Genomic DNA, 22,376 nt, shown 5'->3' on the forward strand with positions numbered 1-22,376 from the left:
ATCGGTCGTCGCTGCCGCTAAGGCCGATCGGCATGGCGCGCCGACTCCGATCCGTCTCGAACCAGGGACGCCGCCGCCGTCGGCGCCCGCACGATCGGTCGGCCGAACATTGGCTGCTGCTGATCGGCATCGTCCTCGTCATCGCGGCGGTAGCGGGGTCGATCGATCCGTCGCGCTGGTGGTCTCGCCCTGCGCCGTCGCCCGTGACCGCGCCGCCGCTGACGATGGCCGAGGCGCGCCGCTCCAATGCCGCGGTGCCGATCCAGGCGGCGCGGCGCGTCCAGGCGCGGCCCTTTGCGTTTCACGGGGGGCCGGCCGAGCGCGCGCAAGCGGTGGATTGCCTCGCGACCGCGGCGATCTACGAGGCGGGCGCCGATCCGCGCGAGCAACGCGCGATCATCCAGGTCGTGTTGAACCGCGCGCGCACCGCGGGCTTTCCCAAGACGGTCTGCGGCGTCGTCTATCAGGGGGCGGACCGCACCACCGGCTGCCAATTCTCGTTCACTTGCGACGGATCGCTGGTGCGCCGGCCGGAGCATAATGGCTGGGCCGCCGCCCGGCGTGCGGCGAAACGGGCTTTGGCGGGCTATGTCTTCGCCGATGTCGGCCGCGCCACCAACTATCACGCCGACTGGATGGTACCCTATTGGCGCGGGTCGCTCGTCAAGGTCGCACGGGTACGCACGCATCTCTTCTACGTGCGGCGGCGCGCCTCGACCGATTGACCGCCGGCGATGACGTTTGCTCTATTGCGCAGCCGGATCGTCGTTGCCGCCGCCGCTGGAATCGTGATCGTAATCCTCCGTGCCGGTGCCGCCGCCGGCCCCTGCGCCGCTGCCACGAACCTCGCCGGTCTTCTCGTCGACATAGGCGCGCCGGCCGGCATCGCTCGGGATGTCCTCGCCCGGCAGGGCGTTCGGGGTCGCGGGATCGGCCTGGCGGTTGGCACGACTGACGCCCACCTCGACATAGCGCGGTGTCTCATGGGTCTGGCGATCATCCTCTTCGCCCGAATGATGGCCCACGGTTCCATCGCCGTTGCCGTGCAGCAGGCGGTCGGCATCGGTATCGGGTCGATGGTCGGTCATGGGCGGCTCCGGCTTTTATCCACCCAACGGGAACGCGCGGGTGCGGCGGAATGTCCCGCCGTCACGTCGCCTTCAGCCGGCCCGCGCTGGCGGCCGCCGCGACGAGGCCCAAAGCCGCCGCGACGGCGAACGGGATCGCGGTCGCGGGGCCGGCCACGCGGAACACGAACGCCACCGCCACCGCGCCGAGCGTCTGCCCGCACAAGCGCGCGGTCGCCAGCATCCCGGCGGCGGCACCGCTCCGTTCGGCGGGCGCCGATCCCATCATCGTGCGGTTGTTGGGCGATTGGAACAGGCCGAAGCCGATCCCGCACAGCCCGATCGCCAAGACGAGCGCCGCCGTGCCCGCGGACGCCGGCATCGCGGCGATCCCACCGAATGCGCAGGCGAGCACGACGAGGCCGATGCCGCCGAGCAGGCCCGCCGGCACGTGCTCGACGAGCCGCCCTGCGACCGGCGCCGCCACCGCGATGCCGAGCGGCAGTGCGGTGATGGCGAAGCCCGCCTGCGCATGGTCATAGCCCCAGCGCGACTGGAGATAGAAGGGCAGCGATACCAACCCGATCATCTGCGCGGCGAAAGCGAGGATCGATGCTGCATAGGACAGGCCCAGCAGCGGCGTGCGGATCAGGTCCAGCGGGATCAGCGGATCGCGCTGCGACCGCGCGATCCGCAGCAGCGGGATGCCCGCGCCGATCCCGATGGCCAGCGCCAGCCCGCTTTTCACCGAAAACGCCTCGTGTGCGACGCTGGCGGCGAACGCGAAGAGTGCGGCGAAGGTGATCGCCGCGAGCAGCGCGGACTGCCAGTCGAAGCGACGGTGCTGGCGCGGCGGCGTCGGCAGCGCGGCCAGCCCGATCGCGAGCGAGGCGAGGCCGAACGGCACGTTGATCGCGAACAGCCAGCGCCACGATCCGAGCGCCAGCACGATCGCGGCGATCGACGGCCCCGCCGCCGCCGAGATCGCGACGACCAGCGCGTTGAGGCCGATCCCGCGGCCGAGCCGCGCCTTGGGATAGGTGAACCGCACCAGCGCGCCGTTGATCCCCATGATCGCCGCCGCGCCGAAGCCTTGCGCAAACCGTGCGGCGGCCAGCCAGGTGAGGCTGCCGGCGAACGTGCAGGCGATCGATGCCGCGACGAACAGGACCAGCCCGACCGAATAAACCCGGCGATAGCCCAATATTTCCCCGAGCGAGGCGACCGGCAGCAACAGCATGACGATCGCGATCTGATAGGCGTTGACCACCCAGATCGACGAGGCGGGGGACGCGCCGAGATCATGCGCGATCGTGGGCAGGGCCACATTGGCGATGGAGGTGTCGAGCACCGCCATCACCATGGCGAGCCAGATCGACGCCATCGCCCAGTAACGGCGCGGCACCGGCAGTCCGTCGGCGAGCGGGGGGAGGGATTCGGTGGGGCTATTCACCCGATGACGCTGACACGGCGGCAGGCAAAGCGGAAGACGCGATCCGATCGCACGCCGCGTGCCCGCCCCCTCGATCCGCCGGTCTCAGCGCCAGCCGGCATCCACCCAATAATTGTGTCCGGTGCACAGCCGCGCATCGTCGGATGCGAGGAACAGCACCATGGCCGCGATGTCGGCGGGCTGCACGCGCGCCTTCAGGCATTGCGCGCCGACGATCTCGGCCTCGCCCTCGGGTGTGTACCACAGTTCCTGCCGGGGCGTCTGGACGTTGCCCGGCACGACGGTGTTCACGCGGATGCCGGCCGGCCCGAGATCGCGGGCGAGGGCACGGGTCATGCCCTCGATCGCAGCCTTGGCGGTCTGGTAGATCACGAGGTCTTCGAGCCCGAGATGCCAGCTGATCGATCCGAAATTCAGGATCACGCCCGTGCCGCGCGCCTTCATCCCCGGCACGACGCTTTGCGCGCAGAAGAACAGGTGGCGCAGGTTCACCGCGATCCGTTCGTCCCAATAGGCCGGCGTCACCGCCTCGACCGTGTGCCGGTCGTCGTTGCCGGCGTTGTTGACCAGCACGTCGACGCCGCCCAGTTCGTCCTCGATCGCGCGCATGGTGACGGCCACCGCGTCGAGATCGGTCAGGTCGAGCGGGCGGAACAGGGGCGGGTGCGCGGCGCCGGGCGACAGGTGCGCGACGAGCGCCTGCGACGCATCGCGCTCCCGGTCGACGAAGACCACCTGCGCGCCTTGCGCGACGAAGCCCTCGACCAGACCCGCGCCGATCCCCGATCCGCCGCCGGTGACGACGACGCGCTTGTTCCGGAGGCTGGGATAGCTCGCGCGCATGGCGGCATCGATCGTCGGCTGCGCGCTCATGACCGCACCAGCCCGCGCGCGACCAGGCCCTTGAGCGTCGCGCCGATACCCTCCGTCCAGGGCGGCGCATCGCGCGAGGTCACGACGCGGTTGACGAGCACGCCCAGCCGATCGCTGGCGATCGTCACCACGTCGCCCACCTTGTGCGTGAAGCCGCGGCCCGGCTCGTCGCGATCCTGCGTCGGGGCGAACAGCGTGCCGAGGAACAGCGCGAAGCCGTCGGGGTATTGGTGTTCGCTGAGCGTCTGGCGGACCAGATCGAGCGGATCGCGGCTGATCTCGCGCATCGAGCTGGTCCCCTCGAGACGATAGTCATCGGTGCCGACGATCGTCAACGACAGTTCGGCGGCGCGCACGTCGTCGATCGTGAAGCCGTCGTCGAACAGGCGGACGAGCGGGCCGAGCGAGCAGGACGCGTTGTTGTCCTTGGCCTTGCCGAGCAGCAAGGCCGAGCGGCCCTCGAAATCGCGCAGGTTCACGTCGTTGCCGAGCGTCGCACCCACCGCTTCGCCGTCCGGCGCGACGAGCAGCACCACTTCGGGCTCGGGATTGTTCCAGGTCGAATCGGAACGGACGCCAATGTCGGCACCCCAGCCCATGGTCGACAGCACCGGCGCCTTGGTGAACACCTCGGCGTCCGGCCCGATCGCGACCTCTAGATATTGCGACCACACGCCTTCGTCGATCAGCGCCGCTTTCAGGTCCGCGGCTTCGCGCGAGCCGGGCACCACGCTGCGGATCGACCCGCCGATCCGGCCCTCCAGCCGCGTGCGGAAATCCTGCGCGGCGGCGGCATCGCCGCGCGCGCGTTCCTCGAGCACGCGCTCCACGGCGGACGTCGCGAAGGTGACGCCGCACGCCTTGACGCATTGCAGATCGATCGGGGTGAGCATCCGCGCGGCGCCATCGGCCAGGACGGTGTCCAGCGTCCCGATCGCGCGTCCGCCCTCGGCGGTCAGCGAGCCGGCTTCGACCAGCAGCGAAACGGTCGGCTGCACCGCGCTCATGTCGTATACGACGCCCTGCGCTATCAGCACGGGGCAGGGGCCGTCGCCGAAGTCGATCCGGCCGAGAAAGCGACCCTCGCGCCAATCCGCCGGCAGGTTGGCGGCGACGTCGAAGACGGCCGCATCCGAACTCAAATGCATGGCATCCTTTCCTGTTAGCGCTATCGTGGACGATGTCGCACGCGGGCGTCAACCCGGCGCCTCCGGGGTTGCGCCGATCATATGCAGCCGGCATCCTCGCGACATGGGCGCATCGGCGGCCGGCGGCCAGGGCAAAGGCTTGACATCGATCCCGCCGCCGCCTCTGGTAGCGCTCACAATCGTGACGAGCATCACGGCGGCGCCGAATCTTGGGCGACCGGCGAAGCGTCGGAGCAAGAGGGAGAGGATAGCGGTGGCTGGTATTAGGACGGACGAGGAGGCGGTGAACATCCGCTTCATCGCCACGATCGTCATGGTGGCGACGATCGGCGGCTTCATGTTCGGATATGATTCGGGCGTCATCAACGGCACGCAAAAGGGTCTGGAGGCGGCGTTCGATCTCGGGCGCTTCGGCATCGGCGTGAACGTCGGTGCCATTCTCGTCGGATCGTCGATCGGCGCGTTCAGCGCCGGGCGGCTGGCCGACCGGATCGGGCGGCGATCGGTGATGATCCTGGCCGCCGTGCTGTTCGTGGGCAGCGCGCTGCTCGCCGGCGCCGCGCCGTCCTCCAGCGTCTTCATCTTCGCCCGTATCATCGGTGGGCTCGGTGTCGGCGCGGCGAGCGTGATCTCGCCGGTCTATATCTCCGAAGTGACGCCGGCCGCGATCCGCGGTCGCCTGTCCAGCGTGCAGCAGGTGATGATCATCACCGGGCTGACCGGCGCGTTCGTCGCCAATTTCTTCCTCGCCCGCTATGCGGGCGGCTCGACCGCCGATTTCTGGCTAGGCGAAAAGGCCTGGCGCTGGATGTTCTGGCTGCAGGCGATCCCGGCCACGATCTATTTCTTCGCGCTGCTCGGCATCCCCGAGAGCCCGCGTTATCTGGTTGTGAAGGGCCGCGACGCCGAAGCCGAGGCGGTGCTGACGCGTCTGTTCGGCCCCGCGACCGCGGCCCGCAAGGTGGGCGAGATCCGCGCCAGCCTGGCCGGCGACCACCACAAGCCCAAATTGTCGGATCTCATCAGCAAGGCGACCGGTCGCATCCGCCCGATCGTGTGGGCGGGGATCGGTCTGGCGGTGTTCCAGCAGCTCGTCGGCATCAACGTCGTGTTCTATTACGGCGCGACCTTGTGGGAGGCGGTGGGCTTCTCGGAGGATTATGCGTTGCAGACCAACATCCTGTCGGGCGTGCTGTCGATCGCGGCATGCCTGTTCACGATCGCCACGGTGGACCGGATCGGCCGCAAGCCGCTCCTGCTGATCGGATCGGCTGGGATGGCGGTGACGCTGGCGACCGTCGCCTATGCCTTCTCCACCGCGGTGACGGGCGCCGGCGGCGCGGTGTCGCTGCCGGGGCATAACGGCCTGATCGCGCTGGTCGCGGCCAATCTGTACGTCATCTTCTTCAACGCGAGCTGGGGCCCGATCATGTGGGTCATGCTGGGCGAAATGTTCCCCAACCAGATCCGCGGGTCGGGGCTGGCGGTGGCGGGGTTCGCGCAGTGGATCGCGAACGCTCTCATCTCGGTCAGCTTCCCGTCGCTCGCGGTGTCGCCGGGGCTCAGCGTCACCTATTTCGGCTATGCCTTCTTCGCGGCGGTCTCGTTCTTCTTCGTGCGGGCGATGGTCACCGAAACGCGGGGTCGCGAGCTGGAAGACATGATCGGCTGATACCGCGGCGCCGGGCCGCCGCCGATAGGGCGGCGGCGGATCAGCCGGTTCGCCGGGCCGTGCGCAAGGTCTGGGCCGGGTTCAAGCGTTCGAGCGCGAAGGGCGTGTCGAACGCGAGACCGGCCCGGCCGTTGCGGATCCAGCGGATGCGCGCGGGGAACATCTGGTTCTCGAGCAATTCGATGGTCACCGCGAGGCCCACCGCATCGCCCTCGATCGCGATTCCCTCGATCATCGCGCCGCCGCTCGAGATGTCGCGGATGCGCACATCGCCTTCCTGGTCGTCGATCGCGATCCGTGCGGAGCGCAGCATCTTGGTGCGCGGCGCGCGGCTGACCTTGTGCCCGGTCGCCTGGGCCCGGCCCTCGGCGATGCCGAGCTGTTCGCGCACCGTCTCCGCGCGCATCCCGCGGCCATAGACATAGCCCTGGATGTTCGTGCAGCCGAGCGCGCGCAACAGGTCGATCTCGTCCTGCACCTCGACGCCTTCCGCAGTCGTCTCCATGCCCAGCGTGTCGGCGAGCGTCACGATCGCCTTGATGATCGCGGCGTTGCGGTTGCCGGCCACCGCGGCTTCGCGGACGAAGGACTGGTCGATCTTGATCTTGTCGAACGGCGCGGTCCGGAGATAGCCGAACGACGAATAGCCGGTCCCGAAATCGTCGAGCGCGAGCCGCACGCCGATACCCTTCAGCGCCTTGAACATCCGCTCCGACGAGGCGGTCTCGTCGAGGAACACGCCTTCGGTGATCTCGAGTTCCAGCCGGTCGGGATCGAGCCCCGCGCTCGCGAGCGCGCTGGTGACGAGCGCGGGCAGGGCGGGGTTGGCGAACTGGATCGGCGATACGTTCACCGCCACGCGGACGCCGGGAGGCCAGGACGCCGCCTCGATACAGGCGGTGCGGAGCGCCCATTCGCCCATCGCCTCGATCAGTCCGCATTCCTCGGCCACCGGGATGAAGTCGGCGGGCGAGATCGGGCCACGCACCGGATGATCCCAGCGCATCAGCGCCTCGAACCCCGCGATCCGTTCGTCGGCGGTGCGCACCACGGGCTGATAGACCAGGTGGAACGCGCCGTTCGTCAGCGCGGCGCGCATGTCGTCCTCGAGCTGCTTGCGGCTTTGGGCGCCGGCCAGCATGTCGTTCGAATAGAAACGGTGGACGCCGCGCCCGTCGCCCTTGGCGGCATAGAGCGCGAGGTCGGCGTTGCGGATCAGCGTCTCGGCGTCCTCGCCATGCTGCGGCGTGATGGCGATGCCGATCGAGCACCCGATCGCAACCGAGGCGCCGGCGATGAAATAGGGCTGCGACAGCGACGCGATCAGATCGCGCGCGAGTTCGGACAGCGCCTCGCGCGAATCCATGCCGGGCAGCAGCACCTGAAATTCGTCCCCGCCGATCCGCCCGACCAGGCCATTGTCGCCGACGCCGCGCTGGAGCCGCTGCGCCACCTGCTTCAGCAGCGCGTCGCCCGCCTGATGGCCGAGCGTGTCGTTCACCGCCTTGAACCGGTCGAGATCCATCAGGAACAGCGCGGTCGCGCGGTAGGGGCCGGCGCTCGGTGCGAGCGTCTTGTCGAGCGACAGGCGCATGCGCTGGCGGTTGGCCAGGCCGGTGAGGCTGTCGAACAGCGCCAGCCGCGTGATCTCGGCCTCCGATCGGCGGCGCTCGGTCAGGTCGGATCCCGATCCGATGAAGCCCTGGAACCGGCCGAGCTCGTCGACCACCGGTCGGCCCGAGATCGACCACCAACGCTCGCCGCTGGTGTCCGGCGCGGCGCACACGGAATAATCGGAAAACGACGTGCGCGACGACACGTGAAAGGCGAGCGTGCGCTCGGTGCCGGGCGCGTCGCTGTCCATCCGGAAGATGTCGGTGAGCGTGCGGCCGAGCGGCGCGATTCCCGCCGCGGTCAATTCGCTACCCACCTTGGCCGAGACATAGGTGAGCCGGCCGTCGCGATTGGCTTCCCAGAACCAGCCGGTGCCGTGCTGTTCGAATTCCGCCACCATCTTGGCCGCGCGCTGGCTGCGATAGCCGTCACGCAACTGGTCGATCGAAGATTTCAGGTCGAGCCGCGCGAGACGCAGGATCGCCGCCCAGAGACAGGCCAGAAAGCCGATCGCGACGCCGATGGTGACCAGCGACGCCGACAGGAACGCGACGCCCGCGACCAGCCCCGACGCCAGCGCGAGCGTCGCGCTGCGCACCGGGTGAAGCGTGATCGCACCGATCGCGATCGCGCCGACCATCGCTACGAAACAGCTCAGCCGTATCGGGCCGGCCGGCAGCGTGAGGCAACTCCACAACAGACAGGACTGCGCCAGCGCCAGCATCGCGGCGGCGAGCGCCACGCCGCGCGTGCGCAGGAAGGTCGAGCGATCGCAAAGCACGGGTAGGCGGAGCAAGGCCAGAATGCCGCAGGCGATGAGGAGAAGCCCCGCGCCGTTCACCGCCATCCTCGCGGTCGATCCGGCATCATGCGCGAGACAGGCGGCGATCGGAAATGCGGTGGCGGCCAGCGCCTGCGCACCGATGGCGATCGGCCACACCGCATCGACTTGGTTCAACCGGTGAAGATGCGTGCCGGTCGCCGGATCATTCTCGTTTTCCGCCAGGCCGAGAACACGCAGCACGCCGGCCAGGCCGGAGGGCGGCGTTTCGTCGAAAGGCACGATGAACTGCATCGCGTCATCTATCCAAACCTAGCTTACAAAAATGCTAAGCGAACACCATTAACGCGCCGCCGTTGCCGTGATGGGGTTTGGAATCTAGAGCATGCGCATGACCACGATCATCCGCGAAGCCGATCTGATCGAGAGCGTCGCCGACGCGCTCCAGTTCATCAGCTACTATCACCCGATGGATTATATCCGCGCGCTGGGCGTGGCTTACGAGGCGGAACAATCGCCCGCGGCCAAGGACGCGATCGCGCAGATCCTCACGAACAGCCGGATGTGCGCCGAGGGGCATCGCCCGATCTGCCAGGATACCGGGATCGTGACGGTCTTCATCAAATGGGGGCAGGATTGCCGGCTGGAACGCGGCGACCGTTCGCTGCAGGCGGTCGCCGACGAGGGCGTGCGCCGTGCCTATCTCCACCCCGAGAACAAGCTGCGCGCCTCGATCCTCGCCGACCCTGCGTTCACGCGGCGTAACACCAAGGACAATACGCCGAGCGTGCTGAACGTCGAGATGGTGCCCGGCAACACCGTGTCCGTCGATGTCGCGGCCAAGGGCGGCGGATCGGAGAACAAGTCCAAGTTCAAGATGATGAATCCGAGCGACTCGATCGTCGACTGGGTGCTGGAGATGATCCCGCAGATGGGCGCGGGTTGGTGTCCGCCGGGCATGCTCGGCATCGGCATCGGCGGCACCGCCGAGAAGTCGATGCTGCTCGCCAAGCAATCGCTGATGGGCGCCATCGACATGGCGCAATTGAAGCAGCGCGGGCCCCGCAACGATATCGAGGCGCTGCGCATCGAGATCTACGACAAGGTCAACGCGCTGGGCATCGGCGCGCAGGGGCTGGGCGGCCTGTCGACCATCCTCGACGTGAAGATCCTCGACTGGCCGACCCATGCCGCCTCGAAGCCGGTGGCGATGATCCCCAATTGCGCCGCCACCCGCCACGCGCATTTCGTGCTCGACGGTTCGGGCCCGGTCTATCTCGAAGCGCCAAGCCTCGCCGAATGGCCCGAGGTGAACTGGACGCCCGACCAGGCGGCGATCCGCGTCGATCTCGACACGCTGACGCCCGCGGTGGTGCAGTCGTGGAAACATGGCGACCGGCTGCTGCTGTCGGGCAAGATGCTCACCGGCCGCGATGCCGCGCACAAGCGAATCCGCGACATGCTGGACGCGGGCGAACCGCTGCCCGTCGCGTTCGCGGGCCGGGTGATCTATTATGTCGGCCCGGTCGATCCGGTCGGCGAGGAGGTGGTCGGCCCCGCCGGCCCCACGACCGCCACGCGGATGGACAAGTTCACGCGGATGATGCTCGATCAGGGCCTGCTCGCGATGGTGGGCAAGGCGGAGCGCGGCCCGGCGGCGATCGACGCGATCCGCGACGCGCGATCGGCCTATCTGATGGCGGTGGGCGGCGCGGCCTATCTGGTGGCACGCGCGATCAAGGGATCGAAGGTGGTGGGCTTCGCCGATCTGGGCATGGAGGCGATCTACGAATTCGAGGTGAGCGACTTTCCCGTCACGGTCGCGGTGGATAGCGAGGGGCAGTCGGTCCACCATCTGGCGCCGCTGGTGTGGCGCGAACGGATCGCGCGCGAAGGCCTGTTGCAGAACGCCTGAGCGCGGCCGGATCGGGCGCGGCGTCGTCGGGAAAGGGGTCGGCGGAAAACACCGCCTCGACAGGCCTTGCCAGCAGGCGCGCGATGGCCATGCCCAGTTCGAGGCTGGGCGCATAGTCGCCGCGTTCGAGGCAGCCGATGGTCTGCGGATTGACCCCCACCGCGATCGCCACGTCGCGCCTGGAAAGCCCATGCGCCTTGCGAAGCGTGCCGATGCGATTGAACATGGCAGCGTTCAACCGCAACGCGAAAACCGGAGCAAATCCAATCGCATCCGATTTGATCGGCATTCCCGCGCCTGCGCGATGCGCCACCGGACGCGCAAATGAAAAGAGGTTGCCGGACGCCTCTCGGCAGCCCGACAACCTCCAGACATGGTCAGCGGCCGGAAGCTCCAGCCCGGAGGACCATGCGAGCCGCAGGTCTATGCCGATGCGCGTTGACTGGGGGAGGATACCCCCCGCACACCGACGGCGAACCTAGCGGCGCGTCCCCCGAACGAACCGAACCGAACTCACTGCTGAACCATGAGACATCGGATCACCTCCTTTCGCTTGTTGATAAGAGCACCCAGCCTTGGGTGCGTCCGCAATGTGAGCGCGACGCGGCCGCGATGCAAGCCTTGTCTTGATCGGTCCGGCGCATGCCGCGCACGGGCGGCGGTCAGCCGCGGCAATCCTCGGTCACGCGCTCGATCTCGGCCCAGGCGGGCACCACGAGCGTCGGCGCGCCCGGCTGCTCGATCGCGAAGCGGCCGCGGCTGAACCCCATCGCGTCGAGCAGCGGATCGCGGGGGGCGAGCGCCACCGCGACATAGGGCGGCGTGCCCCCGGTCGGGCGCGTCGGCAGCGCGCGCGTGACGCTGCTCGTGCGGATCGTGAGCGCAGCCGGCGATCCGCCGGCGCGCGACAGGAAGATCTGGCGCGCGGGAAGGTCGCAGCGCAACGTCAACAGCGCGTCGGCGCCCGGCGTGCCGAACAGCGCGAGGCTGCCGCGATCGTCGCGCGTGTAGCTCCAGGTGCCGGGCGTCACCGGCCAGTCGCGCCAGTCCGCCGCGAGCGGCACGGGGGCGGGTGCCGCCGTCACGACCGGCGGGCGGCGGACCGGCTCGGGCGCCGGTCGGGGCGCGGGCGCTCCGCAGGCGGCGAGGGCGGTCAGGGCGGCGAGGGGAATGAAGGCGCGCATCCCGGCGGCTTATGCGCCTGCGACCGCGCGTGCTCAACCGCCATGCCCACGGGAACCGCCGCAGGCCGCCACCGGTTGGGCGCAACGAACATCGATGATCCGGAGAGTCCCGTGCCCCATGAGCCTGTCACCCCCAATCTCCTGCTCGTCCAGGCGACGATCGCCGGCACGCTGAAGGTCGAAGGCCGCGACGGGGACCATGTGGGCTCGGTGTTCGCGGTGATGGTGCACAAGGCTTCTGGCCGCACGACGCACGCGGTGCTGAGCCTCGGCGGGTTTCTCGGCATGGGCAAGAGCTTCTACCCGATTCCGTTCGAGCTGCTGCAATATGATCCGGTGCGCGACGTGTATGTCGTGACGATCGACAAGCGCGTACTGGAGGGCGGCCCGAGCTGGGCGAACAACGCGCCCACCTTCGACCAGGCCTATGCCGATCGCGTCGCCAGCTATTACGGCGTCACCAGCGGGTCGCTCGCCGCGGGATAGAGCTGGTCGCAGAGAGTCGCGAAACCGTCACATGGCTGCGTCAGGATGGGATGCTATACGGAGGAACAGCCATGGCATCCCAGGCGATCGACGCGAACGACGGCGCGGCTCTTCCGAGTCACCGGATGCATCCTGCCGGGATGACGGTGTTCCTGCTCCTGCTGGTCGGCGGGATCGTCTATGCCGGCGCGAGCGTGCTGCTCGACACGCGCAACGTCGGCGAACCGCTCGCGATCGGCGCGTTCCTGTTCCTGGGTCTCGCGCTGCTCGTTGCGCTCGGCTTCGAATTCGTCAACGGCTTCCACGACACCGCCAATGCGGTGGCGACGGTCATCTACACGCATTCGCTCAAGCCCGTCGTCGCCGTGATGTGGTCGGGCGCGTGGAACTTCATCGGCGTGCTCGTGTCGACCGGCGCGGTGGCGTACAGCATCGTCACGCTGCTGCCGGTCGATCTGATCCTCAACGTCGGCTCGGTCGGCGGCTATGCGATGATCTTCGCGCTCCTGATCGCGGCGGTCACGTGGAATCTGGGCACCTGGTTCTTCGGGCTGCCCAATTCGTCGAGCCACGCGCTGATCGGATCGATCCTGGGCGTGGGCCTCGCCAACCAGATCCTGACGCACGGTGCGTCGGGCGTGGAATGGAGCCAGGCGGAAAGCGTGCTGCTGGCGCTGCTGGTCAGCCCGTTGATCGGCTTCTTCGGCGCGGCCGCCTTGCTGTGGGCGATGAAGCGCGTGCTGCCCGACCCCACGCTCTATCAGGAGCCGAAGGCGGATACGCCGCCGCCCTTCCATATCCGCGTGCTGCTGATCTTCACCTGCACCGCGGTGTCGTTCGCGCATGGCGGCAATGACGGGCAGAAGGGGATGGGGCTCATCATGCTCATTCTGATCGGCGTGGCGCCCACCGCCTATTCGCTCAACCGCACCATGCCCGACAGCTCGACGCCCGCGTTCATCCAGGCGGCGACCAGTGCGCAGGGCGTGTTCCGCCAGAAATCGGGCGGGGCGCATCCCGATCTGCCGACCGCCCAGGCGACGTTGAAGCAGGCACTGCGCGATCACAAGCCGGATGCCCCTGCGGTCTATGCCGCGCTCGACACCGTTTCGGGCGAAATCGCGACCGAACTGACCAATTACGGCTCGATCCGCCACGTCCCCGCCGCGCAGACCAAGAACGTGCGCAACGCGATGTACCTCGTCTTCGATACGCTGCGCCTGTCGACCAAGGACGAGGACACCGCCAAGACCCGCTTCCCCAACGGCGGTGCGGCCAAGCTCAAGACCTATGAGGGGCTGCTGGAAAAGGGCACGCGCTACATCCCGCTCTGGGTGAAGGTGGCGGTGGCGCTCGCGCTCGGGCTCGGCACGATGATCGGCTGGCGGCGGATCGTGGTCACGGTCGGCGAGAAGATCGGGCGCACGCACCTGACCTATGGCATGGGCGCCGCCGCCGAACTGGTCGCGGCCAGCACGATCCTGCTTGCGCAGGTGAAGGGCATGCCGGTCTCGACCACGCACATCCTGTCGAGCGGCGTGGCGGGCACGATGGTGGCGAACGGCTCGGGCCTCCAGGCCAGCACGGTGCGCAACATCGCGCTCGCCTGGGTGCTCACGCTGCCGGCCGCCATGGCGATCGCGGGATTGCTCTACGCGCTGTTCCTGGCGGGGCTGCACGGGCTCGGGATCGCGTGAGCCGCGGCGGGCGGGGGGTGTGGGTTGCGATGATGCTCCCGCCCTCCGGCATCACGACACGACATTTGCTGCCTAGAGCGACGGTAGTTTGATCCAGCCTCGATCCGTTCTTGCGGAGCTTGTCGAAGCACGCTGTCCCCTGGCGAGCGTTCCCCGGTTTGGCACGCCCTCCGACGAGCTCAGGGCGAGCGGAACAGGGTCAAGTCATCGGACGCTGAAGCAACCCCGACGCACGATCACTTGGATCAGATCAGCTTCAGATCCACCGGCTCCGCGCCTGGGAACAACGTGCCCATCCGCGCCTGATCGATGCCATATTGGCGCTTCACCAGCCCGCCGATCAGCGCGCGGTAATCGGTCAGCACCGGCAGGTCGCGGCCCTGGTTGAGCGTCGCGGCGCTCACCGCCGCCTGCGGCCCCGCGATCCGGCCGCCGGCCACGCCGCCGCCCATCACCCAATAGACGCTGCCATGGCCGTGGTCGGTGCCGTGATCGCCATTCTCGCGAAAGGTGCGGCCGAATTCGGAGACGACCACCACCGTCGTAGCGCGCCACGCATCGGGCCCGATCGCGTCGGCGAAACCCGCGAGCCCGCGACCCAGTTCGCCGATCCGGTCGGCAAGATAGCCGGTCGCGCCGCCCTGGTTCACATGCGTGTCCCACCCGCCGACATCGACGAAGGCGAGGTTGAACTGGCTGCGCATCAGCGTGCCGATCCGCTGCGCCGACAGTTCGAAGCCGCGCGCGCTGACTGCGCCGCGGGCGGAGGCCTTCATCTCGTCGTCCAGCGTGCGGAACACCGTGTCGCGCACCGCGAACCCCTCGGCGACGGATCGGCCGAGATCGCTCGTGCCGACATGCTGCCCCTGGTACATCGCCTCGATCAGCTTTGCTTGGCGCGCGTCGATCGGCTTGCCGACATTCGCCATCGCCAAATTGGGGATCGGATCGGCGCCGCCGCGAAAGCACAAGGGAAGCTGGTCGGTGAAGGCGATCGGCCGGTCGCGGCTGCCGAGCACGCCCGCCAACCGCGCCATGAAGCCCGATCCGTAATCGCGGTGGCCGGCGATCGGCTGGCCGAGTTCGATGGTGTCCTGCGTCTCGAAATGGCTGCGGCTCATATCGTCGGTGCCCGCGAACGGCACGAAGGCGAGCTGCCGTTTCTGCCACAGCGGGTAGAGGCTGTCCTTCAGCGCGGGATGGAGGCTCCAATCGGCGTCCAGCGGTAGCGCGGATTTGGGATCGGCCGGATCAGGCTTGGCGAGGCGGATGCCGGGGCGCGCCTGGTGGTAGAAGTCGCTGCCCGTGGGCGCGACGATGTTGGCGGCGTCATAGGCACCGCGCAGGAACACGACGAGCAGTCGGCTGTCCGCCTGCGGGGCGGCGAACGCCTGTCCGGCCACCACGAACGGCAGCGTTGCGGCGGCGCCGCGCAACAGGTCTCGACGATGGATGTGCATCAGGCGTCTCCCGGCTAACGGCGCATGAACTCGGGCGAGGAGAGGAACAGCGCGTTCCATTCCTGCGGCGAGGCCGCCTGCGACAGCGTGGCGCGCGTTGCCGGCGCCAGCGTCGCGGCGATCGCGCCATAATAGAGCGCGTTCTGCAACTGCGGAAAGGCCGGCCGGTCCGCCGCGGCGCCGGAGGCGCGGAACAGCCCCGCCGCACCGCCGCCGATCTGGCGCGCGATGTCGAACCGGGTCGCCATCTGCCCCGGCCCCGACCAGGCAGCCGAGGTGAGCGGATAGCCATCGGGCGTCTCGTGATTGTAGAGGCCTTCGCCCATCCGGTTCAGCCAGTTGAGCAGCGGCTGCGCATTCAGGATCGTGCGGTCGCCATAAGCGAGCCGCACGGCGGAGACCGCATAATGGATCGGATCCTTGAACGCCCGCCCCAGCGACGCGCTGAATTCGGGCGAGCGCGTCATCGTGCGGATCACCTGGCCGATATCGCCGTCGCTGCGGCGGAAGGTCGCCGCCATCCGGTCGACCACGGCGGGGGGCGGGGTGTCGCCCATGAAATAGGTCGCGATGCGCAGCGACACATGGTGCGCGGTGGCGCGCGCGCGCGCGATCAGGTCCAGCGCCTGCCCCACCTCGTCGAACCCCGATCCCTTGATGACATGGCCGAGGAAATGCTTGTCGCCGAAATCATGACGCGCCGGATTGAACTCGAACAGCCCGGCGCGGACGTAGAGCGGCTGGAGCGCCGGCTTCAGCCGCGGCGCATCGGGCTTCAGATCGACGCCGACGCCGGTCAGGATGCGTGCCAGCTCCTGCACGTCCGCCTGGCTATAGCCGGAGCCCACGCCCATCGTGTGCAGTTCCATGATTTCGCGCGCGTAATTTTCGTTGATCTTGCCCGCCGCATTCTGGTCGTTGTCGAGATAGCGCAGCATCGCCGGATGGCGCAGCGTCGCCTCCAGCAGATCGCGGAAGCGGCCGAGCGCGTGGGCGTGGAGCGTGTCTTCGTAATCGCCGACCATCGCGCGGATGTCGCGCTTGCCCGCCTGCACGTTGAACTGGTCGAACCAGAACCACGTCATCTGCTCGCGAAGCTGATCGGGCGCATAGAGATCGCGCAGCACCGACCGCGCGCGGGCCTCGTCGGCCAGCGCGTTCATCGATTTCTGATAGACGTCGCGCGCGGCCTTTTTCTGGTCGGGATCGGTCAGCGCGTTGCTGTCGCGGTTGGCGGCGTCCTGCTCCACCACGATCGCGGCGAGCGGCTCGGTCGTGATCCGCATCGCCGCCACCTGCGCGGCGGCGTCCGGCGGCAGCGTGGTGTCGGCACTGGCGAGTTGCGCCGCCAGCCAGCGATCGGAACCGGGTGGATCGCCCGCCGGGGTCGCGCCGGTCGCGCCCCAGGTCAGCCGGTCGGCCCAGGCGATCCGCGCCGCCGGATTGGGCTGCGCGGCGCCGAGCGGCGTGGACGCCAGCGCCAGGGCGCCGATCGCCGCGGCGCCGATCCGCGCTGTCCAAAGCCCCGATGGGCGTGCCCGGTTGGCCGATCTCACCATGAATCCGCTCTAATAGGCGGAAGATGAACCTATGATGGAAGCGTGCTGCGTGACGCCGATTTCATCGCTGCTTCATCCGCGGCGATCTCTCAATAGGGCGGCGCGCGGCGGGCTTTCTGCGCGCGCGTCGCCTCGGTCCACCAGGCGAGATCGTCGGCGAAGCGAGGAAAGGCGTGCGTCACTGCGGCGCCGCCGTCTCCGGTCGGCAGGCCTTCCGCATCGAACGCCGCGGCGATCCCGCCCACCGCCAGCGTGCTCGACACCACCACCATCCCCATTTCCGACAGGATGCCGTGCCACGCCGTTCCCGCGCGCACGCCGGCGGTGCGCCCGGCCGAATAGCTGGCGATCGCCGCCGGTCGCCAGAACCATTCCTCGAGGAAATGATCGGTGAGGTTCTTGAGTCCCGGCTGGACGCTCCAATTATACTCGCCCGTCACGAAGACGAACGCGTCGGCGGCCTTGATCTTGCCCGCCAGCGTCTCGAGCGCGGGTGGGGCGCTGCCGGCGGGATATTCCTTGTACATCCGGTCGAGCATCGGCAGCCCGATCGCCTGGGCGTCGATCAGCTCGGCCCGCGCACCGCGCGCGTTCAGCGCGGCGACGATATAATGGGCGAGACGGATGCCCAGGCGATCGGATCGATAGGAGCCGTAGAAGACGAGGATGGAGTCGGTCATCGCGCTATCCTCATGCCGGGCGACGATCGGTCAAGCCCTGCACGGCGATCATGCGGCATCGACGAGGACGATCTCGGCATCGTCGATCGCCGTCACCTGCAGCATGCGCTCGCCCAGGATCGCCGCGCCGTCGCGCGCCTCGATGCGCACGCCGTTCACCAGCACCGTGCCCCGCGCGGGCACCAGATAGGCGTGGTGCGCCGGGTCGAGCGCATAGTCCGCCGTCTCGCCCGCGCGGATCGTCGCGCCGACGATACGGGCATCGGTGCGGATCGGCAGCGCCTCGGCATCGTCCGCGAAGCCGCTGGCGAGCGTCACGAACTGGCCGGCGCGCTCGCCCTTGGGGAAGGGCTTGGCGCCCCAGGCCGGCGTCGCGCCGCGCGTTTTCGGCTCGATCCAGATCTGGAAAATCCGCGTTGTGTCGCCCTCGCGGTTATATTCGGAATGGCGCACACCCGATCCGGCGCTCATCACCTGCACGTCGCCCGCCTCGGTGCGGCCAGTGTTGCCCAGGCTGTCCTGATGCGTGATCGCGCCTTCGCGGACATAGGTGACGATCTCCATGTCGGCATGGGCGTGCGGCGGAAAGCCGGTGCCGGCGGCGATCGCATCGTCGTTCCACACGCGGATCGGACCCCAGCCCATGCGCGCGGGCTCGTAATAATTGGCGAAGGAGAAATGGTGGTGCGCGTCGAGCCAGCCGTGGTTGGCCGCACCCAGCGTCGTAAAGGGCCTGCGTTCGATCATGATCGGTCTCCAAATGGAGCGATGGCGCCCCGTTGCCGTCTAGATGTGGCGTGGTGCGCATCATCGAAATAGAAACATCGGCATCGCATCGTTGCAGAAATGATCGATCCGCCACGCATCCGGGATGGGGGGCGTGCGTTTGTGCAGGCATATCGACAGGAGATTTGCGATGCTGGCTTCGTTTCTGATGGGTCTGGTCGGCGGCCAGCGGGCGATGACGCCGCTCGCCGTCGTCGCGATCGCCGCCGCCCGCGACGAACTCCCCGACGACAATGGCGCACCGGCGCTGCTCGGCCATCCGCTCGTCGCGGCGGGCGCGCTGGTGCTGGCGATCGGCGAGATGGCCGGCGACAAGCAGAAGACCGCGCCGGACCGGATCGTGCCGGTGGGCCTCGCCGCGCGCTTCGCCACCTCCGCCATCGCCGGGGCGGCGCTCGCCCCGCACCGCCGGCGCTGGCTGGGCGCGGCGGTCGGCGGCCTGACGGCGGTCGCGGCCTCCTATCCCGGCTGGCGGGCGCGCAAGGCGGCGATGGCGCGCTATGGCCAGACGCCGACCGGGTTCGTGGAAGATGTCGCGGTGATCGCAGGCGCCGCGGCGATCGCGCGCACAGCCGTGGCTTGACCGAACAACCGCGTCACCCGCCCTCGAGTGACGGAGTGACCGGCGCCATCGCGCGGCTGGCGGGCGGGGCCGAGCGTTGCGCGCAAGCCTCGCGCAGGCAGGCGCGGCATCCGAGCCCGATCGGGGTGGCATAGCCCGCCAGATCCACCCCTCGCGCCGCCGCCAGCCCTGCGGCCTGCGCGGCCGACACGCCGAGGCCGATCGCGAATTCGGCGGGCACCGCATTGGGCCCGCCATGCGCCGGATCGCCGACCGCGGGGACCGCCTGCGCCTGGACGAACCAGCGTGCGCCGTCTTCCAGTTCGACCAGCTGGATCGTGAGCGATCCCGGCCGGTCGAACGCATGGTGGATCCGCCATAGCGGGCATCGCCCCTCGGCTGCGACGAGCACCGATCCGCTCGCACCTGCCTGACGCACCGACGCCTGCCCGGCCCGGTCGATCCGGATCATGAAGAAGGGCAAGCCGCGCGCGCCCACGCGTTGCAGGCTGGTCAGCCGCTGCGCCACCTGTTCGAAGCCCGCGCCGAACCGGTGCTGCAAGGTCGTCAGGTCATAGCCGCTGCCCTCGCAGGCGCGCAGGAAGCGGGCATAGGGCATCATCACCGCCGCGGCGAAGGCGCCGGTCAGATGGCTGCGGAACAGCCGCTCCGCCACGCGATCGGCAAAGCCCGCGCCGCGCACCAGCGCATCGATCTCGGCGCGTGCCTCCAACTGGCCGAGCTGCGCGGCCAGTTCGAAGATCCTGGCGGACGGCGGCAGCGTCTCGCTCAGCTGCAATTGCCGCGCGTGCAGATCGAGCCGCCGCAGCGCGTCGGGCAGCACGTCGGTCGGCAGGATGCGGATCGACAGCCCGTGGCGGACGCGCAGCCGCTCGACCATCGCGCCATAGAGATCGGCGCCGCTCAGCCGCAACTCGTCAGCCAGCGCTTCGGCGGCGGCGTCGAGATCGGGAAAGAAGTTGCGCCAGCGTTCGACCTCGCGCCGCACCGATCCTGCGGCATCGTCGCCCGCCGCCGGCATCCCACCACCGCCACCGCGATCGAAGGCGCGCGCGAACGCCTCCGCGCCGCCCGGCGCCGCCGCCAGCCATTCCTCGATCTCGTGGCGGTCGATGTCCAGATCGGCGAACAGTGGGTCGCCGAGCCGCCGGCGGATTGCCTCACCGCCGCCGCCGGGCTCGCCCGCCGCCAGTTCGCGCGGATCGAAATCGAACGCCTCGGCCAGGCGGACGAGCAGCCCGGCGGGCACCGCACGCTGGTTGCGCTCGATCAGGTTCAGATAGCTCGGCGAAATGACGAGCATCTCCGCCATGGCCGCCTGGGTGAGCCCGTGGCGGCGGCGCAGGCGGCGCACGGCATGGCCGGCAAGCAGTTTTTCCCGCGCGATCGTCGGCTCCAATTCGTCACGTTCTTTACAATATAGCTATGGATACCCTGATTCCGACGACCTGACGACACGATAATCGAGCCGCACCGGCTTCGCGGCTGCATTCTTGCGGATTACACCACAACCAACGGACCGATGAAGGAGAGACCGGATGTCCAACGAACCGCAACGCAGCCGCGCCGTTTTCTCGACCGAGGATTTCTCGCTGCTGAAGGAAGCAGTCGGCGATTACGTCCGCAAGATCGCCGACGAGCCCCGCTCGGCCAAATTCTCGAATCTCTATCACCGCCTCGGCCGTCTCGGCTGACGACTTTCCTGGGGAGGAAAGGTGTCCGCCGGACGGGAGACCGGCCGGCGGACAATCCCTTCCCGCACCATCATTCGCGGAGCCGCCTCCGCGCGAAGGAAGTTTCATGACCTATCAGGACGAAACCGGCCGGATCGGCCAACTGGTCGCAAGCCATGGCGAAAGCTGGGCCGGGATCGACCCCGAAGGCGTCGCGCGGATGCGCGTGCAGAACCGCTTCCAGACCGGGCTCGACATCGCGCGCTACACCGCAGGGATCATGCGGCGCGACATGGCGGCCTATGACGCCGATCCCGCGGCCTACACCCAGTCGCTCGGCTGCTGGCACGGCTTTATCGGCCAGCAGAAGATGATTTCCATCAAAAAGCATTTCGGCTCGACCGAGCGGCGTTATCTCTATCTCTCGGGCTGGATGGTGGCGGCGCTCCGCAGCGAATTCGGGCCGCTGCCCGACCAATCGATGCACGAGAAGACGAGCGTGCCCGCGCTGATCGCGGAGCTCTACACGTTTCTGCGTCAGGCCGATGCCCGCGAACTCGGCATGATGTTCCGCGAGGTGGACGCCGCGCGCGCGGCGGGCAATGCGATCGAGGAGCAGCGGTTGCTGAAGGCGATCGACAACCACCAGACGCATGTCGTGCCGATCATCGCCGATATCGATGCGGGCTTCGGCAATGCCGAGGCGACCTATCTGCTCGCACGCAAGATGATCGAGGCAGGCGCCTGCGCGCTGCAGATCGAAAACCAGGTGTCCGACGAAAAGCAATGTGGGCATCAGGACGGCAAGGTGACGGTGCCGCACGAGGACTTCCTCGCAAAGGTGCGCGCCTGCCGCTACGCTTTCCTCGAACTGGGCGTCGAGGACGGGATCATCGTCACGCGCACCGATTCGCTGGGCGCCGGCCTCACCAAGCAGATCGCCTATTCTAAGGAGCCGGGCGATCTCGGCGATCGGTATAACGCGTTCCTCGACTGCGAGGAGGTGACCGACATCGCGGCGCTGCGCGGGGATGTGGTGATCGAACGCGACGGCAAGCTGATGCGGCCCAAACGCCTGCCGTCCAACCTCTACCAGTTTCGCGAGGGCAGCGGCGCGGATCGCTGCGTGCTGGATTGCATCACCTCGCTACAGAACGGCGCCGACCTGTTGTGGATCGAGACCGAGAAGCCGCATATCGAGCAGATCGCCGCGATGGTCGACCGGATCCGCGACGTCGTTCCGAACGCCAAGCTGGTCTACAACAACTCGCCCTCGTTCAACTGGACGCTGAACTTCCGCCAGCAGGTGTTCGACGCCTGGCAGCAGGAGGGCAGGGACGTCGCGGCTTATGATCGCGCCCGGCTGATGAGCGTGGATTACGACGACACCGCGCTGGGGCGCGAGGCGGACGAGCGCATTCGCACCTTCCAGAAGGATGCCGCGGCGCGCGCGGGCATCTTCCATCATCTCATCACCTTGCCGACCTATCACACCGCGGCCTTGTCCACCGACAACCTGGCCAAGGAGTATTTCGGCGAGGCAGGGATGCTGGGCTATGTGAAGGGCGTCCAGCGCCGCGAAATCCGCGAGGGCATCGCCTGCGTGAAGCACCAGAACATGTCGGGCAGCGATCTCGGCGACGATCACAAGGAATATTTCGCTGGCGAGGCCGCGCTGAAGGCGGGCGGCGCGCACAACACGATGAACCAGTTCGCCGCCTGAGGCGGCGTTTGCCGACGTGACT

At 68.4% G+C, this 22,376-nt stretch carries 20 protein-coding genes; 8 read left to right on the plus strand and 12 right to left on the minus strand.

What is annotated here, in order from left to right; translation table 11 throughout:
- Positions 1 to 32: 32 nt before the first annotated feature.
- Positions 33 to 725, plus strand: coding sequence for a cell wall hydrolase (locus tag L8H00_RS04600; RefSeq protein WP_242096064.1), 693 nt, complete (start codon positions 33 to 35; stop codon positions 723 to 725).
- A 21-nt stretch (positions 726 to 746) separates the two neighbouring features.
- Here L8H00_RS04600 and L8H00_RS04605 read toward each other — a convergent pair whose 3' ends face one another.
- The 4 genes from L8H00_RS04605 to L8H00_RS04620 form a co-directional block, all read right to left on the minus strand.
- The gene (locus L8H00_RS04605; RefSeq protein WP_242096065.1) at positions 747 to 1,088 is read right to left on the minus strand and encodes a hypothetical protein; all 342 of its coding nucleotides are present in this window, start codon (positions 1,086 to 1,088) and stop codon (positions 747 to 749) included.
- A gap of 61 nt (positions 1,089 to 1,149) precedes the next feature.
- Entirely contained in the window at positions 1,150 to 2,520 is a 1,371-nt protein-coding gene (locus L8H00_RS04610; RefSeq protein WP_242096066.1) for an MFS transporter, read from the minus strand.
- A gap of 84 nt (positions 2,521 to 2,604) precedes the next feature.
- Positions 2,605 to 3,393, minus strand: coding sequence for an SDR family oxidoreductase (locus L8H00_RS04615; protein ID WP_277924276.1), 789 nt, complete (start codon positions 3,391 to 3,393; stop codon positions 2,605 to 2,607).
- Positions 3,390 to 4,541 (minus strand): fumarylacetoacetate hydrolase family protein, encoded by a 1,152-nt coding sequence (locus tag L8H00_RS04620; protein WP_242096067.1) that lies wholly within the window; start codon positions 4,539 to 4,541, stop codon positions 3,390 to 3,392. The genes L8H00_RS04615 and L8H00_RS04620 overlap by 4 nt, the downstream gene beginning before the upstream one ends.
- A 262-nt stretch (positions 4,542 to 4,803) precedes the next feature.
- Between L8H00_RS04620 and L8H00_RS04625 the strand changes: the two genes are divergently transcribed.
- Complete coding sequence (locus tag L8H00_RS04625; protein ID WP_347340711.1) at positions 4,804 to 6,213, plus strand: sugar porter family MFS transporter; 1,410 nt, start codon at positions 4,804 to 4,806, stop codon at positions 6,211 to 6,213.
- A 40-nt stretch (positions 6,214 to 6,253) separates the two neighbouring features.
- Here the strand turns inward: L8H00_RS04625 and L8H00_RS04630 are convergent, their stop codons facing one another.
- Positions 6,254 to 8,902 carry an EAL domain-containing protein gene (locus L8H00_RS04630; RefSeq protein WP_242096068.1) on the minus strand — a complete coding sequence of 883 codons (2,649 nt, stop codon included), beginning with the start codon at positions 8,900 to 8,902 and terminating at the stop codon, positions 6,254 to 6,256.
- 97 nt (positions 8,903 to 8,999) lie between these two features.
- On the opposite strand from L8H00_RS04630, the gene L8H00_RS04635 reads away from it, so the two are divergent.
- The gene (locus L8H00_RS04635; RefSeq protein WP_242096069.1) at positions 9,000 to 10,523 is read left to right on the plus strand and encodes a fumarate hydratase; all 1,524 of its coding nucleotides are present in this window, start codon (positions 9,000 to 9,002) and stop codon (positions 10,521 to 10,523) included.
- Here L8H00_RS04635 and L8H00_RS04640 read toward each other — a convergent pair.
- Positions 10,423 to 10,812, minus strand: coding sequence for a helix-turn-helix transcriptional regulator (locus L8H00_RS04640; protein ID WP_242096070.1), 390 nt, complete (start codon positions 10,810 to 10,812; stop codon positions 10,423 to 10,425). The two genes, L8H00_RS04635 and L8H00_RS04640, sit on opposite strands and share 101 nt — an antisense overlap.
- A gap of 373 nt (positions 10,813 to 11,185) precedes the next feature.
- Positions 11,186 to 11,707 (minus strand): hypothetical protein, encoded by a 522-nt coding sequence (locus tag L8H00_RS04645; protein ID WP_242096071.1) that lies wholly within the window; start codon positions 11,705 to 11,707, stop codon positions 11,186 to 11,188.
- 111 nt (positions 11,708 to 11,818) lie between these two features.
- On the opposite strand from L8H00_RS04645, the gene L8H00_RS04650 reads away from it, so the two are divergent.
- The gene (locus tag L8H00_RS04650; RefSeq protein ID WP_242096072.1) at positions 11,819 to 12,193 is read left to right on the plus strand and encodes a PRC-barrel domain-containing protein; all 375 of its coding nucleotides are present in this window, start codon (positions 11,819 to 11,821) and stop codon (positions 12,191 to 12,193) included.
- 71 nt (positions 12,194 to 12,264) lie between these two features.
- Positions 12,265 to 13,890, plus strand: coding sequence for an inorganic phosphate transporter (locus tag L8H00_RS04655; protein ID WP_242096073.1), 1,626 nt, complete (start codon positions 12,265 to 12,267; stop codon positions 13,888 to 13,890).
- A 245-nt stretch (positions 13,891 to 14,135) separates the two neighbouring features.
- Here the strand turns inward: L8H00_RS04655 and L8H00_RS04660 are convergent, their stop codons facing one another.
- From L8H00_RS04660 to L8H00_RS04675, 4 genes are all read right to left on the minus strand, one after another.
- Positions 14,136 to 15,350, minus strand: a complete 1,215-nt coding sequence (locus L8H00_RS04660; protein ID WP_242096074.1) for a DUF1501 domain-containing protein — start codon at positions 15,348 to 15,350, stop codon at positions 14,136 to 14,138.
- Positions 15,351 to 15,364: 14 nt separating this feature from the next.
- Positions 15,365 to 16,909 carry a DUF1800 domain-containing protein gene (locus L8H00_RS04665; RefSeq protein ID WP_242096075.1) on the minus strand — a complete coding sequence of 515 codons (1,545 nt, stop codon included), beginning with the start codon at positions 16,907 to 16,909 and terminating at the stop codon, positions 15,365 to 15,367.
- 89 nt (positions 16,910 to 16,998) lie between these two features.
- The gene (locus tag L8H00_RS04670) at positions 16,999 to 17,589 is read right to left on the minus strand and encodes an NADPH-dependent FMN reductase (RefSeq protein WP_242096076.1); all 591 of its coding nucleotides are present in this window, start codon (positions 17,587 to 17,589) and stop codon (positions 16,999 to 17,001) included.
- Positions 17,590 to 17,637: 48 nt separating this feature from the next.
- Positions 17,638 to 18,336: a pirin family protein gene (locus L8H00_RS04675; protein WP_242096077.1), complete on the minus strand. Its 699-nt coding sequence runs from the start codon at positions 18,334 to 18,336 to the stop codon at positions 17,638 to 17,640.
- 169 nt (positions 18,337 to 18,505) lie between these two features.
- Between L8H00_RS04675 and L8H00_RS04680 the strand changes: the two genes are divergently transcribed.
- Complete coding sequence (locus L8H00_RS04680) at positions 18,506 to 18,958, plus strand: DUF4126 domain-containing protein (protein ID WP_242096078.1); 453 nt, start codon at positions 18,506 to 18,508, stop codon at positions 18,956 to 18,958.
- Positions 18,959 to 18,971: 13 nt separating this feature from the next.
- Here the strand turns inward: L8H00_RS04680 and L8H00_RS04685 are convergent, their stop codons facing one another.
- A complete protein-coding gene (locus L8H00_RS04685) occupies positions 18,972 to 20,345 on the minus strand; it encodes a helix-turn-helix transcriptional regulator (protein WP_242096277.1) in 1,374 nt (457 codons plus the stop codon).
- A 151-nt stretch (positions 20,346 to 20,496) separates the two neighbouring features.
- On the opposite strand from L8H00_RS04685, the gene L8H00_RS04690 reads away from it, so the two are divergent.
- Together L8H00_RS04690 and L8H00_RS04695 are read left to right on the plus strand one after the other, a co-directional pair.
- Positions 20,497 to 20,652 (plus strand): hypothetical protein, encoded by a 156-nt coding sequence (locus L8H00_RS04690; RefSeq protein ID WP_242096079.1) that lies wholly within the window; start codon positions 20,497 to 20,499, stop codon positions 20,650 to 20,652.
- A 106-nt stretch (positions 20,653 to 20,758) separates the two neighbouring features.
- Entirely contained in the window at positions 20,759 to 22,354 is a 1,596-nt protein-coding gene (locus tag L8H00_RS04695; protein ID WP_242096080.1) for an isocitrate lyase, read from the plus strand.
- Positions 22,355 to 22,376 lie beyond the last annotated feature (22 nt).

Origin of the sequence: Sphingomonas sp. CROZ-RG-20F-R02-07, assembly GCF_022662335.1 — a bacterium.
Classification (GTDB): domain Bacteria; phylum Pseudomonadota; class Alphaproteobacteria; order Sphingomonadales; family Sphingomonadaceae; genus Sphingomonas.